The organism is Achromobacter pestifer (assembly GCF_902859625.1).
In the GTDB taxonomy this organism is placed as follows: Bacteria; Pseudomonadota; Gammaproteobacteria; order Burkholderiales; family Burkholderiaceae_B; genus Achromobacter; species Achromobacter pestifer.
On record NZ_CADIJX010000003.1, the window covers coordinates 699,953 to 719,204 of the forward strand.

General features: G+C 64.3%; 14 protein-coding genes. 6 read left to right on the forward strand and 8 right to left on the reverse strand.

What is annotated here, in order from left to right:
• Position 1: 1 nt before the first annotated feature.
• The 7 genes from HV753_RS14785 to HV753_RS14815 all read right to left on the reverse strand — a co-directional run bounded on the left by HV753_RS14785 (position 2) and on the right by HV753_RS14815 (position 5,947).
• Positions 2–856: an ABC transporter permease gene (locus tag HV753_RS14785; RefSeq protein ID WP_175175227.1), complete on the reverse strand. Its 855-nt coding sequence runs from the start codon at positions 854–856 to the stop codon at positions 2–4.
• A gap of 70 nt (positions 857–926) precedes the next feature.
• Entirely contained in the window at positions 927–1,952 is a 1,026-nt protein-coding gene (locus tag HV753_RS14790) for an ABC transporter substrate-binding protein (protein ID WP_175175228.1), read from the reverse strand.
• A gap of 25 nt (positions 1,953–1,977) precedes the next feature.
• Positions 1,978–2,763, reverse strand: a complete 786-nt coding sequence (locus HV753_RS14795; protein WP_175175229.1) for an amino acid ABC transporter ATP-binding protein — start codon at positions 2,761–2,763, stop codon at positions 1,978–1,980.
• Positions 2,764–2,800: 37 nt separating this feature from the next.
• Positions 2,801–3,490 (reverse strand): ABC transporter permease subunit, encoded by a 690-nt coding sequence (locus HV753_RS14800; RefSeq protein ID WP_175175230.1) that lies wholly within the window; start codon positions 3,488–3,490, stop codon positions 2,801–2,803.
• Positions 3,480–4,193 carry an ABC transporter permease gene (locus HV753_RS14805; RefSeq protein WP_175175231.1) on the reverse strand — a complete coding sequence of 238 codons (714 nt, stop codon included), beginning with the start codon at positions 4,191–4,193 and terminating at the stop codon, positions 3,480–3,482. Before HV753_RS14805 ends, HV753_RS14800 begins: the two co-directional genes overlap by 11 nt.
• Before the next feature lie 123 nt (positions 4,194–4,316).
• On the reverse strand, positions 4,317–5,108 hold the full coding sequence (locus HV753_RS14810; protein WP_175175232.1) for a transporter substrate-binding domain-containing protein: 792 nt from the start codon (positions 5,106–5,108) through the stop codon (positions 4,317–4,319).
• 41 nt (positions 5,109–5,149) lie between these two features.
• A complete protein-coding gene (locus tag HV753_RS14815; protein WP_175175233.1) occupies positions 5,150–5,947 on the reverse strand; it encodes a maleate cis-trans isomerase family protein in 798 nt (265 codons plus the stop codon).
• 329 nt (positions 5,948–6,276) lie between these two features.
• Between HV753_RS14815 and HV753_RS14820 the strand changes: the two genes are divergently transcribed.
• From HV753_RS14820 to HV753_RS14845, 6 genes are all read left to right on the forward strand, one after another.
• A complete protein-coding gene (locus tag HV753_RS14820; protein WP_175175234.1) occupies positions 6,277–6,690 on the forward strand; it encodes a RidA family protein in 414 nt (137 codons plus the stop codon).
• A gap of 20 nt (positions 6,691–6,710) precedes the next feature.
• Positions 6,711–7,382, forward strand: coding sequence for a DUF1028 domain-containing protein (locus tag HV753_RS14825; RefSeq protein WP_175175235.1), 672 nt, complete (start codon positions 6,711–6,713; stop codon positions 7,380–7,382).
• A gap of 165 nt (positions 7,383–7,547) precedes the next feature.
• A complete protein-coding gene (locus HV753_RS14830) occupies positions 7,548–8,513 on the forward strand; it encodes a LysR substrate-binding domain-containing protein (RefSeq protein ID WP_175175236.1) in 966 nt (321 codons plus the stop codon).
• A gap of 43 nt (positions 8,514–8,556) precedes the next feature.
• Complete coding sequence (gene argE, locus HV753_RS14835) at positions 8,557–9,732, forward strand: acetylornithine deacetylase (protein ID WP_175175237.1); 1,176 nt, start codon at positions 8,557–8,559, stop codon at positions 9,730–9,732.
• Positions 9,733–10,269: 537 nt separating this feature from the next.
• Positions 10,270–11,940 carry a sensor domain-containing diguanylate cyclase gene (locus HV753_RS14840; RefSeq protein WP_425485899.1) on the forward strand — a complete coding sequence of 557 codons (1,671 nt, stop codon included), beginning with the start codon at positions 10,270–10,272 and terminating at the stop codon, positions 11,938–11,940.
• Positions 11,941–12,204: 264 nt separating this feature from the next.
• The gene (locus HV753_RS14845) at positions 12,205–18,429 is read left to right on the forward strand and encodes an autotransporter outer membrane beta-barrel domain-containing protein (RefSeq protein ID WP_175175239.1); all 6,225 of its coding nucleotides are present in this window, start codon (positions 12,205–12,207) and stop codon (positions 18,427–18,429) included.
• A 32-nt stretch (positions 18,430–18,461) separates the two neighbouring features.
• On the opposite strand, the gene HV753_RS14850 is transcribed toward HV753_RS14845, so the two are convergent.
• The gene (locus HV753_RS14850; RefSeq protein WP_175175240.1) at positions 18,462–19,148 is read right to left on the reverse strand and encodes a LytR/AlgR family response regulator transcription factor; all 687 of its coding nucleotides are present in this window, start codon (positions 19,146–19,148) and stop codon (positions 18,462–18,464) included.
• Positions 19,149–19,252: the final 104 nt, after the last annotated feature.

Sequence of the window (19,252 nt, forward strand, 5' to 3'; positions counted from 1 at the left end):
GTCAATGTCCTCCAATGACCTTGAGACGGTGCGTGACGCGGCCGAGCAGCATCAGCGCGATCGCCGTCAGGCCCAGGCCCATGACGCTCAGGCTGGCCGCCAGGGGAAAGTTCATGGACGAGAATCCCAGCTGGTAGACCAATGTGGAAACCGTTGGAACGCGGCCTCCGCCGATCATTTGCGGCGTGGCGAAGGCGCTGAACGTCCAGGCGAATGAGGTCGTGATGCTGGCCAGGATGCCCGGCATCGACAGCGGAAGCGTGATGGTCAGGAACGTGCGGACTGGCCCGGCGCCCAGGCTTTCGGCGGCTTTCTCATAATCGCGGTCGATGTGTGAAATGGCGGTGGCCAGCATCAGCACGACCACAGGAACGGTAACGTGCACCAGCGCCACCAGTACGCCGAGATGACTGAACATCAGCGAAAGCGGCGTATCGATCAGGCCCAGCTTGAGCAGCATCGAATTGATGAAACCCGTGCTGCCCAGCACGATGATCCACGAATAGGTGCGCACGATCTCACCCAGGAAGAGCGGGGTGATGGAGACGATCAGGATGAAGGACTTGATGTAGCGGTTTCGCACCCTGACCAGGGCATACGCCAAGGGGTACGCGACGAGCAAGGAGAAGACCGTGGTTTCCACGCTCAGGCGCAAGGTGTTGACAAAGGCATCGACGTAGATCTGCTTGCCCATGCCCGAGAAGTTCGCGAGCGTCAGGCCGCCGACATCCAGCGAACCGGGAATGAAAGTGCGCAAGCTGTATTGCAGCACGGCCGCCATGGCGACGCAGATGCACAGCGCGATGAAGCTGGCCGGGGATATCAGCCATCCCCTCAGGGTGGAACGCGCATCCATGGTGGACCCATCCTTCGTATACGGTGAAAGCGTGGCGGCGCCGCGGCCCGCGAGGCCGCGGCATCGGCAATCAGTTCATGATGTTCTCGGTAAACCACTTGCGCCACTCGGCGGTCTTCTCGGCGCGCAGCTTGTCATCGATGACGATGGCCTGGGTATCCCATTGCTGCTTGGTCGTGAAGACGCCCGGCAGCGCGGCGTCTTCGGGCGAGACCTTGGCGTCGTCGATGACGGGGCTGGCTTTCTTGGCGGCCACGATCTTGGCCTGCACTTCCGGAGACAGCGCGATGTTCATGAACTTGTGCGCCAGGTCGCTCTTCGCGCTGCCCTTCATGATGGCCATGGTATCCACCCCCAGCACCGCGCCTTCCTTGGGCATCGCCACCTTGATCGGCACGCCTTGGCCGATCATGTAATAGGCGTTCATGGACAGCACGATCTGCACGGGCGTCTCGCCGGCAGCGATCAGTTGCTGGCTGTTGGCATCGTTGGTGTAGAAGGCCTTGAAGTTGGGTTTCAGGGCCTTGAGCTTGTCCTGGCCCTTTTCCCAGGTGCTCGCGTCGCCGCCCGAGAGCAAAGCCGAAATGTCGATGATGTGGCTCGGGTCGAAATCGGGCGCGGACAGCTTGCCTTTCAGCGCCGGGTTCCAGAGGTCGTTCCAGCTGTTGAAGGTGATGCCGGCGGGAACCAGATCGGGGCGATAGCCGATGGTGTACACATATGCCCAGCTGCCGATATGGTACGGGCTGATCTTGGCGCGGTCGACCAGGTGCGAGTAATTGGGAATCTTGCTCAGGTCCAGCTTCTCGTACAGGCCGGCATTGACGTAGAGCCAGCCGATGTGCGATGTGGTGAACGTGATGTCGCTTTCCGGCTTGTTGGCGAGCTTGGCCTTGTTCAGGCGGTCGATGGTGCCGCCCGTGATGTACTTCACCGGCACCCCTGTCTGCCGCGTGAACTCGCGGCCGATGGTCTCATCGATAAGGTCCCGGAAGCTGCCGCCCCAGGTGCTTACCACCAGGGCATCCTGCGCCTGCGCCGTGCCGGCGAGGGCCGCGCCGGCAAGCATGCCCGCGCAAATAAGTTTCTTGATCATGACAACCCCTTGTCTATGTCGTTGGCTACAAAACCTGCTGGAGGAAATTCTTCAGGCGCTCGTTCCTGGGCGAGGCGAAGAACTGTTCGGTGGGCGCGGTCTCGATGATCTCGCCCCGTTCCATGAACACACAGCGGTCGGCCACCTTGCGGGCGAAGCCGATCTCGTGGGTGACGCAGATCATGGTGATGCCGGTCTGGGCCAGGTCTTCCATGATGCGCAGCACGGACCCGACCGATTCCGGATCGAGTGCCGATGTCGGCTCGTCAAAGAGCATGATGCGCGGCCGCAGGCAGAGCGCGCGCGCGATGGCCACGCGCTGCTGCTGTCCGCCGGAAAGCTGGATCGGGTACTTGCCGGCCTGTTCGATCACATTGACCTTGGCGAGGTATTCCCGTGCCGTCTGTTCGGCCTCGCCGGCCGGCGTCTTCAAGGCGATCTTCAGCGCGAAGGTGCAGTTTTCCAGCACCGTCATGTGCGGAAAGAGATTGAAGCTCTGGAACACCATGCCCAGCTGGCGCCGAACCTGCTCCACGCTTTCCGGGCGCCGGGTCAGCGCGTTGCCATTGACGTGGATATCGCCCGAATCATGCTGTTCCAGATGGTTGATGCAGCGGATGAGCGATGACTTCCCGGACCCTGAAGGGCCGCACAGGATGACGATTTCACCGCTGGCCACCTCAAGGTGGATATCGCGCAAGGCGTGGAACGACCCGTAGAACTTGTTCAAGCCCGAGATGGCTACCGCGGGCGCGCAGTCAGAACGGACGGAAGACAACGGCGGCGTGATGCTGGACAGGATGGCAGTCATGATGGTTCGCGCTCTGATGGACGGTCGGCCGGACGGTTCAGACTCTGACGAGATAGCGGTTCAGCTTGCGATCCGCGATCGAGAATCCAAGACGTATGCAGTTGGTGATGCACCAGTAGATGGCCGCCGCCGTGATCAGGGGCGTGAACGGGTCATAGGTGTAGTCGAATACAGTGTTGGCGGCCGCGGTCAGGTCAACCAGCGTGATGGCGCTGACGGCCGCCGTGCTCTTCACCATGATCAGCAACTCATTCTGATAGGCGCGCAGCACATAGCGCGCGACCAGCGGGAGCCGCAAGCGGAACAGGATCTGGGCGGGCTTCAGGCCCAGGGTCTGCGCGGCTTCGATCGTGCCCCGGGGAATCGCCGCCAGCCCGCCGCGGATGATCTCGGCCATGAAGCCTGAGTGCGTCATCGCCAGGCCCAGCCATGCGCAGACATAGGCGCTTGAAAAAATGTTCCACAGAAAGGTATCGCGCACGAAAGAGAACTGCGGCAATCCGCTATAGATCAGATACAGCAACACCAGGCTGGGCACCCCGCGGAAAAAACCGATATAGCTGCTGGCGAAGATACCGCGCGCGCCCGGCCGGAAGCTTGCCAGGGCAACCGGCAGCGCCAGCAGCAGGCCGAGGACAAGCACCGGCAGCAGCACGGCGAATGTCGTGCCAGCGCCGGCCAGCAGTTTGGGCAGGCTCTCCCAGGCCACCTGGAAATCAAAGTGCATGAGAGGCTCCCTTGGTCACGATGGGATGGAATCCGCGCGAGGCCCACGTTTCAACGCGGCGGGCCACGTAGTAGGTCAGCCAGGTCATCACGAGGAAGAAGAACGCCGCGAGCAGGTAGTAGACGAAGGGTTCCTTGGTCACGCCGGAGGCGAGCTTGGCGTAGGCCATGATTTCCTTCAGGCCGATCAGCGAAATGAGAGCGGTGTCCTTGAGCACGACGATCCACATATTGGTCATGCCGGGCAAGGCCAGGCGCAGCATCTGCGGCAGGATGACCTTCAGCCAGATGGCGCTGCGCGGCACCAGCAGCACGCGCGCGGCTTCGAACTGTCCGTGGGGCACGTTCTGGATCGCGCTGCGTATCAAGTCGGCCAGGTAGGCGCCGTACACCATGCCCAGCGCCGCCACCGCCGCCATGAACGGCGTGATCTCTATGCGCTGGCCGATGCCGAACGGCGAGAGCAGACCGGCGACGATCTGCGAGCCGCCGTAATAGAACAGGAAGCCCACCAGCAGCGAGGGCACGCCCGTGAAGATGGACGCATACGGGATCCAGATGATTCTGGCCAGCAGCGTCGGCCGTAGCGTGATCAGGGCAAAGAACGTCCCGATCGCGAGCGCCAGCAGATAGGCACAGACGGCGACCTGGATCGTCATCATCGCGCCGGTCGCGAGTTGCTGCACGAAACCCATCGAAGGCATGAGGTATCCCTAAAGCCTGTTCACATTGAAAGGCGCCTTGCACAGGCCTTGGCAAGCGCATGAACCATGCCGCCTGGTCCTCCGGCCTCGTGCCGGGCGGCTCAGGCGGGGGCGCGACTCCGGCTAGCGGCAGGCCGCTTCCTCGGGCAGGAGCTCCACTTCCATGTAGCGTTTACGCAGCTTGGTGAAGGTGCAGTCCTTGATGATGGTTTCAAGCGTGGCGTTCATGCGGCTGAGCAGTTCGCCGCTGTCCTTGCGGGCAATCCAGCTTGAACCGGCTTCGCCGCCACCGGTCCACAAGTCGCCTCCCGCGAATTTCCAGCCCTTGCCCTGGGGCTTGGACAGGAACTCGTTGGTCCAGCTGATCTTGGGGCCCAGGCTCATGTCCAGCCGTCCGTTGGCGAGGTCGAGCCGAATCTGGTCGGGGTTGTCGTAGAACACGATCTGCACCGCGTTGCCGAACGTCTCGGACACGTATTTGGCTTGCGCCGAACCGCGTTGCAGGCCGATACGCACGCCCTTGAGGCCTTCTGGCGTGAAGGTGTAGCTCTTGGCTTCCGGCACCACGTAGGAGTCCGGATTGAACAGCACCGCACGGCCGAATAACACCTTTTCCTTGCGTTCTGGCAGCGGCTTGGTCTGGCTGACCACGGCATCCAGTTTTTTCTGCAACAGTGCCGGAATCAGCGCTTTGAAGTCCATGACGACGATTTCGCAATCGACCTTCATCCGTTTGCACATCTCGCGCGCCAAGTCGGGTTCGAAGCCCGTCAGGCGACCGGATGGGTCGACCATGCTGAACGGGGGATAACTTCCCTCGTTGCCGAGCACCAGCTTCTCGGCATGGACCGGCGCCAGGACGAATAACGAGGCGCTTGCGAGTGTCAGCGCCGTGATGGTTTTGTGCAGATGCATCTTTTCCCCTTGTTTATTGGTTATCCGCCGTGGCGAAGTGCTTACATCGTGTCGGCCTTGTTCAGGTTGGCGTTGAACAGCGACCCGTAACCGGGCTTGGCGCCTGCCGCGCCAGTGAGATCCAGGCAATGCCAGAACGAGGCCTGGATGGCCGAGATCACCGGCTTGCCGAGTTTCTGTTCCAGCGCCTCGATGGCCCCGACAGTCCGGAAGTTGGTGCACGACACGAAGATGGCCGTTGCGTCCGGGTGGTCGACCGAAAGCACGTGGTCATAGACTTTTTCGAGAGATACCTCGGCCAGCGCATGGTCATCCGAGATGCCCAGGCAGGCGCTCCTGACGACCTCGTGTCCGTTTTCCTGTAGGAAGCGGATGGCGCGTTCATGGATCTCCGGCAGATACGGCGTGGCCAGCGCAACCTTGCCGGCCTTCACCTTCTTCAACGCCGCGAGCGTGGCGGTGGACGCCGTGGTGATCTTCGGCCCCGGCACCCATTGCCGCAGCTTCTGGATGAGCGCCTGGTCGTAGGCGGTCCCGTGCAGAAACGAAGCGCTGGTCCCACCGAACAGCAGCACGTCGATGGGGGCCGCGCCCGCCAGGCGAGCAGCCTGCTCCAGCTCGGGGGCGTTCATCATTTCCTCGATGCCCTGCACGGTGACCTTGGGCAGCTTGATGCGTGCGGTATGGGTGGAAACCCCTGGCCCGGACATGGCCCACATCTCTTCTTCCATCACGACACTGGAGGCGATGTAGATCAGCCCGATGCGGGCAAGGTCGCCAGAACCGTCGTAGCGGAATTGGGGATAGGCGGCGGGTAGGGGCGTTGAGGCGGTGTTCATCCGGATTCCCTGCAAAGAGAGGTTGCTTCAGCTAGCGAAAACCAATGATGAGAGACGCGATCCGAGCGACCAAGTCGCCTTTTCCGTTGGCATGGATAGATTTTCCTGATGGCCGGGCGAGGCGGCTCGAGGCCTGGCGAACACGCACCGCCGCGCGCATCGCCGTGCGCGCCGCCCGCGTCAGGATTTCCGAGACGGGACGCCGGAAAAAACAAATAGGCGGTTGCCCCGCTTGGGCCGACCATCAGCGAGCAGATCACGGCCTTATGCGATGCCGCTTGCCAGGCAGGCGCGGGGTCTCCGGATAAACCCTAATAAAGAGTCGAGCCATGAAGCACAAGCGCATACGCACCTTCAATACCAAGGCAACCTACCCGGAACAGAAACTCGATAACGATCTGTGCCAGGCCGTCGTCGCGCGCGGCAGCACGGTCTTCCTGCGCGGGCAGATCGGCCAGAACCTGGACACGTCCGAGAGCGTCTGCATCGGCGATGCCTCGGGCCAGGCAGAGCAGGCGATGAAGAACATCGACATGCTGCTCAAGGAAGCCGGCGGCGAACTCCAGGACATCTGCAAGATCACGATCTACCTTATTGATCCCCGTTACCGCGAGGAGGTCTATCTCGTGGTCGGCAAGTGGCTCAAGGGCGTGTTCCCCGTGTCCACCGGTATCGTGGTGTCGGCATTGGCGCGCCCCGAATGGCTGGTGGAAATCGACGCGACCGCTGTTATTCCGGATTGACGCCACAGGAGGCCCAGGTCATGACTTTCTCCATCATTGCCCGTTGTCCGGCCACAGGCCAATTCGGCGCCGCCGTCTCATCGTCGTCGCCCGCGGTCGCGGCGCGTTGCGTCCGCGCGCGCGCAGGCGTGGGCGCGGCGGTCAGCCAGAACATCACCGACCCCGCCCTGGGGCCGCTCATCCTTGACGCGATGAGCCAGGGCCATTCGCCCGAACGCGCGTTGGCGTCCCTGGCCGAACGTCCTTTCATCAGCTACCGGCAGTTGATGGCCATCGACGCCACGCAGGCGCCGGCCATCTTCACCGGGTCGAACGCGCTGGGCCGCTTGGCCAGCGCAAAGGGGGAGCACGCCGCGTGCGCCGGCAATATGCTGGCATCGCTGGACGTGCCTGCCGCCATGCTGTCGGCGTTCGAGAAGACGCCGGGGTCGCTTGCCGAACGCCTGATGCAGGCCATGCTGGCGGGGCAGGCGGCTGGCGGCGAAGAGGGGCCGGTACATTCGGCCGGGCTGCTGGTGGTGGCGGAGCTGGATTGGCCTATCGTCGACCTGCGCATGGACTGGGTGGAGCAATGCCCCGTCGAGACGCTTTACGACGCCTGGAAGGTCTACGAGCCGCAGATCCAGGACTACATTACCCGGGCCCGGGATCCGCGCGCCGCGCCAAGCTTCGGCGTGCCCGGCAATCTGTGACAGGCTGCTAGTGCGAGAAAACCCGAGGAGCGCCCTGTCCGCTGTCCGGGCATAGTGGAGACCCGTTTCCTCGGTGCGGCGCATGCCGGCGCCGGGCCACGGTGGCGGCCCGCCAGCCGGAACGCCACCTCCCTCCAGCCCGCTCCAGTTTTCTCACTTCGGACTATGCTCAATCGCATTTCGCTGCGCCAGATGGAGTACTTCGTCGCCACGGCCAAGCATGGCAGTATCGCCGCGGCATCCAGCCAGATCCACATTTCGGCGCCTTCGATTTCGGCCGCCATCGCACATGTTGAAACCGAGTTGGACGTGCAGCTGTTCGTCCGGCATCCGTCCAAGGGCCTGGCCCTGACGGTGCTCGGCCAACAGGTCATGAGCGAATGCGAAGACCTGCTCGAGCGCGCGTCGCGCCTCTACAAGATCGCGTCCGTCTCCAGCAATACCATCCAGGGCACCTTGCGCGTGGGCTGCTTCCAGTCGCTCACGGCCATGATCGCGCCCGAGGTGATCTTCGGGTTCGCGCGTGCGTTCGACAAGGTCGAGCTGCACATGGTCGAAGGCGACCAGCAGTTGCTGATCGACAAGCTGCATACGCTGGAGATCGACGTCGCGCTGAGCTACGACCTGAGGCTGGGCGACGAGATATCGTTCGAGGCACTGGCACGCCTGCCGCCGCATGTGGTGGTCAGCGAACTGCATCCGCTTTCGCAGCAGATCGCAGTGACGCTGGAGGAGCTGGCCCGCCTGCCCATGGTGCTGCTGGACCTGCCCTTGAGCCGGGACTACTTCATGTCCCTATTCGCGAAGGTCGGGCTGGAGCCGAACATCGTGGCGCGTTCGCGTTCGGAGGAAGTGGTGCGGTCCATGGTGGCCAACGGCATCGGCTATGCCCTGTTCAACGTGCGGCCAAAGTCCACACAAGCGCTGGACGGCAAGCGGCTGGTGCGGCTGCGCCTGGTGGGTGAACACCGCCCCATGCTGCTAGGCCTGACGACCTACAAGCCGATGAAGCCGTCGCGCCTGACCGAGGTGTTCATGCAGCGCTGCCGCTCCTATATCTCGGATCAATACATTCCCGGCATGAGCGAAGGCAGTTTCTTCGATCCTTACGTGCTTCCCGAAAACAAATGAACGGAGGGCGCACGCGCGCTCCGCATTCTTGCAAACCCAAACCATGAGCAAACCGACTCCCGACAACAGTCCAGATCTATTGCGCGAATTGCTCGCGTTCCAATCCGTCACGCTGACGCCGAACATCGAGCTCATCGAGCGTGTGCGGGAGTTGCTGGCGCAGGCCGGCATCGAGTCCACGCTGGTGGCGGACCCGCAGGACGCCGGGCGGAGCAATTTGTACGCATCCGTCGGCCCGCTGAATGTGCCTGGCATCCTGCTCTCGGGTCATACCGATGTGGTCCCCGTGACCGGCCAGCCCTGGACCTCGCCGCCCTTTGAGGCAACCCTGCGCGATGGGCGCATCTATGGGCGGGGCAGCGCGGACATGAAGGGTTTCGTCGCCTGCGCCGTGATGGCCATGATGCGCGCGGCCCGTCAGCCGCTTGCGCGCCCCTTGCATCTGGCGCTGTCGTTCGATGAGGAAATCGGCTGCGTGGGCGTGCGCCATATGCTGCGCGCGCTGGAACACATGGAACCGGCTCCGCTGCTCTGCGTCGTGGGTGAGCCCACGCTGATGAAGATCGGCACCGGCAACAAGGGCAAGGCGGCCTACCGGGCCTTGTGCTGCGGGCAGGCCGGCCACTCCGGACTGGCGCCGCATTTCGTCAATGCCATCCACACGGCCAGCGATCTGATCAGCGCCCTGCGCGACGTGCAGCACGACCTGGCCGAACACGGGCCGCGCGAATCGGGCTACGACGTGCCGTACACGACAGTGCATGCGGGCACCATCAAGGGCGGCACGGCGCTGAACATCGTGCCCGCGGAATGCGAAGTCAATTTCGAGATCCGCAACGTCGCGCAGGATGACCCGAACCAGATCCTGGAGCGGGTGTTGGAGCTCACCAGGACGAAAATGCGTGCATCGGGCGCCCGGCCCGATGCCGAGCCGCCCCGGGTCACGACCGTCAATACCTATCCCGGCCTTGCCACGGCGGACGACTCGGAGGCGGTCGCGCTGCTGGCCTCGTGGTTGCCGCCCGACACGCCACTCACCAAGGCCGCTTTTGGCACCGAGGGCGGGTTGTTCCAGCAGCTGTGGGCGCAGACGTCGGTGCTGATCTGTGGACCGGGCAGCATCGAAGTGGCGCACAAGGCCGACGAATACGTCGAGCTGTCGCAGCTGGAGGCTTGCGACGCCATGATGGAGAAGTTGACGCAGTATCTGATGGCCTAGAGCCGGGATCCGGATCCTCGCATGAGGATCCCGTGGCGCTCGCTGGGCAAGCCCAGGCAAGAAAAACCCGCAGAACTCATGTTCATGCGGGTTTTTGGCTTTTGGGGCTGCCCTGATAGAAATCTTGGGGTGTCGCAAGTTGGGTGACTTTATTCAAAATCCCAAGTCCGATGACGCTTTTCTAGCAAAAGCCAAACTTGAGTGACGCAATGGGACCCACGTCGATAATGTACTTTTCGCTTATCTCCAACCCCAAGGCAGCCATAATGGCGCGGTTGTGAGCCCGGAGATGCCAAATCAAACTGTCGAAATCTCACTGTTAAATACTGTCAATAAATAAATCGGAGATAAGCTACCGCGATATTGTGTTGCCGATCACGCCTGCTTGAGCTAGCCGATACCCGCAATCTGCGGCATATCGATGCGCGTATGACTATTATTTTTGAGTATTGCTGGTGGGAATCTGACCCACCGTCGACGCCAAACTACAGCCAGGAGCAACAGGGCCATGAATACTGAAGAAAGTTGTTTTGGACGATTGGCCAGGTGAGGGAGAACGACGTGTTGCTGCACCAAGCCAGGCGTGAACAACAGACGCGACCCACCGTGCGCCAGGTGACACTGGGCTTGGCCGTCGTCTGGTTGGCGCTCGTGGCCGGCCTTGGATGGTGGATTTCGCAGAGAATCGTGACAGCGCAGTTGGCGAGACTGGCGGCAAGCGCTGAATACGAAGCCAAAACGACTGCGCGCGTGATGGACCGGTTGTTCACCGAAATGGTGAGCGTGGCCAATATGGTGGCGCGACAGGGGCTGGTGATTGAACTGGCGATTCGTTATCGCACAGATGCCCCAGGTGCGGCCGAACTGACACGGCAGGAGCGCGCTGCGCAGTTCGCGCGCGACCCGTTGGTGCGCAGGGTCGGCGACTTCATGAACGCGCTGGCCAGTGATCTGCGTTATGCGCGCATTTACATGAATAATATGTCGGACGATACGGTGTCGGCCAGCAATTGGGCCGAGCCCGATAGCATCGTGGGCATGATCTACTCGGGCCGGCCTTATCTCATTGACGCGCTGCGTACTGGCAATGGCCATTCTTTCGGTATTGCGCGGTTGAATAAATCCCCGTCCTATTTCGTGGCCAGTCGTATCGAGGACTCGAACGACGTGCCGTTGGGCTCAGTCACGGTTAAGTTTGACGCGCCAGAGGTTGCGCTTTATTTGACAGGGCGCCATGTCGCGCTGATCGTGAACCGCCAGGGGCGCGTGATCACGGCCTCGTCAGAGGCGTTCATGCTACGCAACGTCGCGGCGCTTTTGCCGCCCGGCACGGTGCTTCCGCCGGACGGCGAAGAAGAGCTAGGCGAGCTCATGGATGTGCGCGGGACAAGCAGCGCAGACCTTGCCGACCAGTGGCTCATCGACGGCACGCCCTATTTGCTGCGGCGCCAGCCGTTGTCTGGCACGCAATATCAGTTGCTTACGCTGGCTACGTTGGAGCATCTGGCTCCCATGCGCAGACAGCACTTTTGGATGGCAGGGCTGGTCGCGTTATTCGGCTTGGTCCTGATCCTGCTATCAGGCCATGCGGCCAGCCAGATCGTGATGCGCCGACGGGACGAACGGTATGCGGCCAACTATGACGCGCTGACCGGCCTGCCGAATCGACGTGCGGTGTTGACGGAATTGGAGCGGTTGTTCGCTCTGGCAAAGCGGACGCAGCAATGGGTTCTGGTGGCGTTTATCGATCTGGATGGATTCAAGCCGATCAACGACACCTATGGGCATGAGGCCGGCGACAGATTCTTGATCGAGGTGGGCCGGCGCATGTCGGCCGGTCTACGTGCGAGCGATATGCTTGGTCGATGGGGGGGCGACGAGTTCGTTGTTATTGGACTCGTGGCTCCGTATATGTCCGGCGATCCGCAAGGCGTAGTCAACGAGATGCGCAACCGGCTCGCGCAGCCGCTGATCGGTACCTATACCTCCGCCGACTGTAGTTTCGACTATCGAGGCGCGAGCTTTGGCATTGTGAGCGTGGATCCTGCCGTCAGTTCGCTACAAGCCGCGCTCAAGGAAGCCGACCAGCTTATGTATGCCGACAAACAGGCACGGCGGGCGCAGCAAACGGCCAAGGACGGACAGGCTCGCGAATCTGTTTGGAGGCCGGACCCAAACTTGGATGGCGGCTTGCCGAACAAGGCGTGACGTTCAAGTACGATCTTGAGTCACGCGGATGACGGACGTATTCATTTACTTTCATCGAAATCTACTTGAATCCGTCTGTAAATATTCAGCGTAAATATCGGCGCTTGATGCGGTAGCGATTCATTCCGACGAAGCAAATCCACGATTCGTCGAAAAAAGAATGTGTTTTCTCTGGTCCACGAATTAAATCGAAACACCTTCGATTTAAGTTGAAACGGCCGCCAGCCGATTGCGACGGGCAGGGCGGCCCGCAAAGGACCAGAGATGAAGAAGCTGACTGCCAACCTGACGGCGCGCAGAAGTGTCGCCGCCGTATTCGAGCCGGCACCGCGGCCCGCGCGGCCCCATCTTGGGCTGCTTTCCTCGATGTCGGTGACCGCCATCGGCCTGATCCTGGCACAGCCGGTGATGGCCGACATCTCCTGTCCAACGCCAACCTCGTCCAGCTCAAGCACGACCACCTGCACGGTCGCTTCGGACCAGAGCGGCAACCTGACTGTCGACTACACGGGCGGCACGGGCTCCGGCACCGGCAACGGCGGCTATGGCGGCAACTACATCGTGGTCAACAGCGGCTACCTGGGCCCCAACCCCTTGCAGGCGGCGCTGCTGGTGCGCCTGAAGGGCGGCACGGGTTCACCCGACGGCAAGGACAGCGGCACCTTTGGCGGTTGGGGCGGCGCGATCACCATCACCAACTACGGATCGGCCGAGACCGACGTCTCTCCGACGGAGACTGCGCAAGGGTCCGCGCCGGGGGTCTGGGACGATTACAGCGCACAGTTCGGCATTTACGGCGCGTCGGTGGGTGGCACGGGCGGCACGCCGCCGGATAACTTCGGCGGTGGCAGTGGCGGCAGCGGCGGCAATGGGTCGGCCGTCAACATCAGCAACATCGGACAGGTCCAGATGCAGAGCCTGCCTTATGGCGGCGTGGGCATCTACGGGGCCAGCATAGGCGGCGCCGGCGGCACCCAGATGAGCGCGGTGGGCAGCGATCAGGTGGGCGGCAACGGCGGCAACAGCGATATCGTCAATATCACCAACACCGGCTCGGTGTCGGTGTCGTCCGGCAGTGCCGGCCGCTACGCCTGGGGCATCGGCGCGGAGTCGCTGGGCGGCGCCGGCGGCGTCTATAACGGCTGGGGAGGCACGGGCGGCGGCGGAAACCCGGCGGCCGCGACGATCATCACGAACAGCGGAAAGGTGGTGGTCAATGTGGAGGTTGCGGGCGGCGCTACCAGCAACCTCCTGACCAATGGCGTGCGCGGGCTGTATGTCACAAGCCAGGGCAATGCGGGGTTCACCTCCAGCGATGGCAGCGACAACGGCGGCCAGGGCGGCGGATTCGGCACCATGGCGGCCGTCAACAACGGCCAGATTTCGGTCACCAGCAATTCCCTGGCGGAACCGACGACCTTGGCAGCTCTGTCCGGCGGCATCGTGATGGTGGGCCTGGGCGGCAATGGCGGCGGCGGGCCGATGACCAGCACCAACACCACCGACGAAAGGGGGGGCAACGGGGGCTCGGCCCTGTCGTCGGCGACCGTCACGCTGAACGACGGCTCGTCGATCACCACCAGCGGCGCCTACCTGCCCGGCGTGAGCGTGATCAGCCAGGGCGGCGATGGCGGCCCTGGACGCCAAAGCAGCAATGGCGCCAACGGCGGCAATGGCGGCACCGTCCAGGTCGCCATGAGCGGCAGCGCCGGTATTTCCACCTACGGCATCCAATCCCACGGCATTGCCGCGCGCAGCGTTGGCGGGGCGGGCGGCGGCGTGGAGACCAGTAGCGGCCTGGTCGATTTCACGCCGGAGAACGCGGGGGTGGGTGGCACCGGCGGCACGGTCAACGTGACGACCGGCGATGCCGCGACGGGAACTGCCGGTGGCAAGATCACGACCCAGTCGGATTATTCGATCGGCATCCTGGGTCAGTCGATGGGCGGCATCGGCGGCACCACCACGGGCAATTTCGAGATGTTCGGCAATGCCGGCGCCGATGCCGGCAGCGGCGGCAACAGCGGCACGGTCAACATCGATAGCCGCACCGCCATCAACACCTTCGGAACCTCATCGCACGGCATCGTGGCGCAAGCCATCGGCGGGGGTGGCGGCACGGCGGGCGCCAGCGCCGGTCTGGTCTCGGTGGGCGGCGCAGGCGGCAGCGCTGTCGCTGGCGGCACGGTGAACATCACCCAGAACGGGAACCTGAGCGTCAACGGTTCGGCGTCCATCGGCATGCTGGCCCAATCCATCGGCGGCGGCGGGGGCGACGGCGGCAGCGCCAACGGCGTGGCCGTGATCGGCGGCACGGGCGGCGGTGGGGGCGCAGGCGGTCAGGCCACGGTCAACCTGACCGGGAATTCGGTCTATGCGTGGGGCGATCATGGCTACGGCATCGTTTCGCAGGCGATCGGGGGAGGCGGCGGCACGGGGGGCGCCGCGTCCGCCTACGATGCCGGCGTGGGGTTTTCCATGGCGGTCGCGATCGGCGGCACGGGCGGAAACGGCGGCACCGGCGGCACGGCGGCAGCCAACCTTTCCAATTCCAGCGTGACGACGGGCGCGAGCGACGCCCATGGCGTGCTCGTGCAATCCATCGGCGGTGGCGGTGGGGCGGGCGGCGCGTCGGTAGCCAAGGCCTTGACGGTTGCCGTTCCCGATGAGGACGCCTCGTTCGGCGTCGCGGTCAGCTTTGCCATGGGCGGGTCGGGCGCCGCGGGCGGGGCAGGGGCCACGGCCACGGCCACGCTGACCAATGCCGGGGTTACGACGGGCGGCGAGAACGCACAGGGTGTGATCGTGCAGTCCATCGGTGGCGGCGGCGGTGCGGGGGGAAGCGCTTCGGCGACGTCGACGGTGATCGGCACGGGCGACTCGGTCGGGGGATCGTTGCAGGCGACGCTGGGCGGCAGCGGGGGCAGCGGCAATACGGGCGGCACCGCGTCGCTCGTCATGCAGGGCAGCAGCATCACCACCTCGGGGGATTCCGCCAATGCGATCCTGGTGCAGAGCGTGGGCGGCGGCGGCGGCGCCGGGGGCGTGGGATCGGCCACCGGGCGCAGCATCAATACCGACGCCAATGTGTCGATCTCGCTAGCCTTGGGTGGCAGCGGCAACTCGGGCGGCAATGGCGGCGCCGCCAGCCTGACGATCGACCCCAGCAGTTCGGTGACCACGCATGGCGACGGCGCGCGGGCCGCGCTGGTGCAGTCCATCGGCGGCGGCGGCGGGGCATCGCAAGGCGGCCAGGTCGGCCTGGAGGTGAGCGCCACCGAAGAGGACAGCACCACCGACGTCCACGGTTCGGTCTCGGTCGGCCGCGGCGGCGGCGGCGGCGGCAACGGCGGTGCGATCAACCTGAACAGTGACGGCAACATCACCACCTATGGGGCCGACGCCGACGGCCTGCTGGCGCAAAGCATCGGCGGCTCCGGCGGTCTGGGCGGCGCCGTGGGCGGCAATAGCGGCACCCCCTCTACGCTGCCCTGGGTGAACGATTCGGGGACCACCTATCAGCTCAACGTGGCCGTTGGCGGGACGGGCGGAGCAGGCGGCAGTGGCGGCGCCATCGGCAGCAGCAGCGCGCCGGCCATTCTGGGCGCCTACACCCAGACGTATGGCGACTATGCGGACGCGGCCGTGGTGCAATCCATCGGCGGCGGCGGTGGCGTGGGCGGGGCGTCCACGGTGTCGTCCAGTGTGTCCATGTCCAATGTGACCCTGGCGGTCGGGGGGCGCGGCGGCAACGGGGGATCGGGTGGCGCCATCACGGCGTGGTTGAACGGCAACGGCGTCAATGCCTTCAATACCGAGGGCTATGGCGCAGCGGGCGTCGTGTTGCAGTCCATCGGCGGCGGCGGCGGCATGGCGGGCTCGGGCTCGCCGCAGGCGCGCGGCCAGATGCAGCTGGGCGGCGTGCAGGGCAACGGCGGCGCCATCACCGTCACTGACGGGAGCTGGGCCTCCATCCAGACCAAGGGCGACAGCGCCTACGGCCTGGTCGCGCAATCGATCGGCGGAGGCGGGGGCATCGCCATGGCGGGCAGCGCCAGTTCGGCGGCCAATCCCGGCAGCCAACAGTTCAGCATGATCGCGGGCAACGCCAGCGGTTATGGCTACGGCAGCTCCGTCACGGTTTCCGCTGGGCTGGATCTGAACACCTATGGCGCCAGGGCGATGGGCGTCGTCGCGCAATCCATCGGCGCCGGCGGCGGCATCGCGACCACGGGCGCTGCAAGCGGCATGGGTACGATAGAGCTGGGCAGTCTGCTGAACAGCTCCTTGGGCGCAAACGCCAGCGGGGTGCAGCTTGAACTGAGCGGCAACATTACGACGCGAGGCGCCGGCGGGCACGGCATCGTCGCCCAATCCATCGGCGGGGGCGGGGGCATCTTGGGCGACGTGTCCCAAGCTATTCAATTCAATCCGACGGGGTTCGCCAGACAGTCGCTCACGATCAACTCCAATGGCGGCGAGGGCAGCTGGGTCAGCGTTGCTTTCAATGGCAGCCTCACGACGGTCGGCGCCAATTCGCATGGCATCATCGCGCAATCGATCGGCGGCGGCGGCGGTCTTGCCGGCGGTCCCCAAGGCGGATTCGCGGGATCCATCGGGCAGGGCGGCAGCGCAAGCAATGTCAAGGTCCAGCAGTCTGGCACCTTGCAGGCCACCGGTGCAGGATCGGTGGGCATATTCGCGCAAAGCGACAGCGGCACTGCCTCCAACAGCGCGGTGTCCGTCGTCGTCAGCGGGGATGTGCTAGGTGGCTCGGGATCCGGCAGCGGCGTCTGGATTGCGTCCGGAAAGAGTAACCAGTTGGTTGTGAATGCAGGCGCCTCGCTGGGCGCCTTGTCGGGAGTGGCCGCGCGCTACGACGGAAAGTACGGCACCGGGTCGGGTTCCACGCTGACCATCGACAACTACGGCACGCTGTCCGGCAGCACGCTGTGCGCCAATGCCGACGGCAACACGGCCTGCGTCCTCGACAATCACGCCGGCGCCGTGGCCACCGACGCCGTGGCCTACAACGGCAGCGTCCGCAACGACGGGCTGATCGTGATCGGCAAACCCGGCCAATTCCAGACCCTGACCGTCAGTGGCAGCTTCACCCAGTCCGCCAGCGGCGTGCTGCGCGCCGATGTGGACTTCGACAAGATGCGGTCTTCGCAAATGATCGTGAAGGGCGACGCCAATCTTGCGGGGGGCATGGACGTGCTGCCGCAGGCCCTGCTGCCCAAGCGCGAACTGTCCGTGCTGACGGTGCAGGGAAGTTCGCAGGGGGCGCTGACCGCCATGGATAGCCCCGTCTTTGACTACCAGACGCGCCAGATCGGGCCCGAAACCCGCATCCGCGTCGAATCCGCCGATTTCAATGCATCTTCCATGGGCTTGAAAGCGAACCAGGATCGCGTCGCGAACAACTTGCAACGCATCTGGGACGCGGGCGGAAACTCCGCGCTGGCGCCGCTGTTCGCGCAATTGGACCTGGCCTCGCGTCAGGGCGCCGGCGCCTACCGCGACAGCGTTGCCAATCTGTCACCCGGCGTGACCCTCGCGCCAGCAGTGCAGGCCGCGGCCAACCTGGGGCAGTTCACCAGCGGCATGATGTCGTGCCCCACGTTCACCGGCGCCGACGCGATGACCGGCGAACAGAATTGCTTCTGGGGCCAGGTAAGCGGGCGGGCCACCAGCCAGGACGGCAGTGGCGGCACCTCGGGCTTCAATTACGACACCGTCACGTATCAATTCGGCGGCCAGCGCGAGGTCAGCACCGGCTGGTTCCTTGGCGGCTCCATGGCGTACGAAAGCAGCCATGTGCGCGCCAGTGACGGCAGCGTCAGCGGCAACGGCGACAGCGGCTACGCCGGCATGGTGCTGAAGCGGGAAGCGGGGCCGTGGGTGTTCTCCGCGGCTTTGGGCGGCGGTTATGGCGGCTATCGGATGGACCGCAGCATCGACATCGCCGGCTATCAGGAAACCGTGTCCAGCCGGCCCGACGTGTATGGCTTCAATGCACGCCTGCGCGCCGCCCGCACCTTCGCATACAGCAATATGTACGTGAAGCCGTACGTGGACCTGGACTTCAGCTACAGCCGCATGCCTGCGTACACGGAGTCGGGTTCCAACCCGCTGGCGCTGTCGGTCGACGGCAGCGACCAGTTCGTCATGGGCCTGTCGCCCATGATCGAAATCGGCGGTCGTGCGGAACTGAAGAACGGGGCGATGCTGCGTCCGTTCCTGTATGCGGGCGCGTCCTTCCTGTCACAGGACGACTGGACTTCCAGCGCGCGCCTGCGCGGCGCACCGCAGGGCACGGGCGCGTTCGACACCACGCTGCCTGTCGATGACGTGGTCGGCAAGATCGGCGCGGGGCTGGCGGTGATGAAGGCGGGCAGCGTGGATTTCCGCCTACAGTACGAAGGCCAGTTTTCCCAGCACGTAAGCAGCCACAGCGCGGCGCTGAAGGTGATGGTGCCGTTCTGAGGGCGCGCGTGGGGCGCCCGGCCGCGCGGGCCTTATGCCTGCGCTACCGCGCGCCGCAGGCGCAACGAAGCGACGCGGCCCAGAACGAGAGGCGCGACGCCGTTGATGAAGCTCACTTCGGTCTGCGCGCCGGGGAGTTGCGACAAATGGGAAACGTGTTCCAGATTGATGATGACCGACCGCGACAAGGCACAGAAGGGCGGGCAGGGAAGTTGCGCCGCCAAGCGCTTGAGCGTGATGTGCATCAGCTCGTTCGCGCAGGCCGCGCTGCACAGGCGCACGTAGTCCCCTTGCGCCTGCACGATCGTCAGTTCTTCGAACTTGATGAGCTTGGTGCCGGATCGTGTCCGCATGGACAGGTAGCCGGTGGCGCGGGGACGCAGCCGCGCCAGCGCTTGTTCCAGCCTGTCCGGGCTGACCGGCTTGAGCAGGTAGTCGACCGCTTCGACGTCGAAGGCGCGGGTGGCGTAGTCGTTGTGCGCGGTGACGAAGACCACGGCGGGCGCGGGATTCAGGCTGTCCAGAAGATCGAACCCGGTGCCGGACGTCAGTTCGATATCCAGGAACAGGGCATCGGGATGATGATCCCGGATCAGCCCGCGGGCCTGCTCCGCAGAGGAGGCCTCGCCGGCGACCTGGACGCCAGGTGCGGCTTCGAGCAGCCGGCGCAGGTAGCGTCGCGCCGGGGCTTCATCGTCGACGATAAGCACTCGTAGCATGTTCCTCTCAGGCGCCCGGGTTGTGGCGAGTATATTCTTTCGGTCTGATACGCGGGTAAATATAAGGCTACCGCCATGTCCAGAGCGTGTTACCGCGCTTGGAC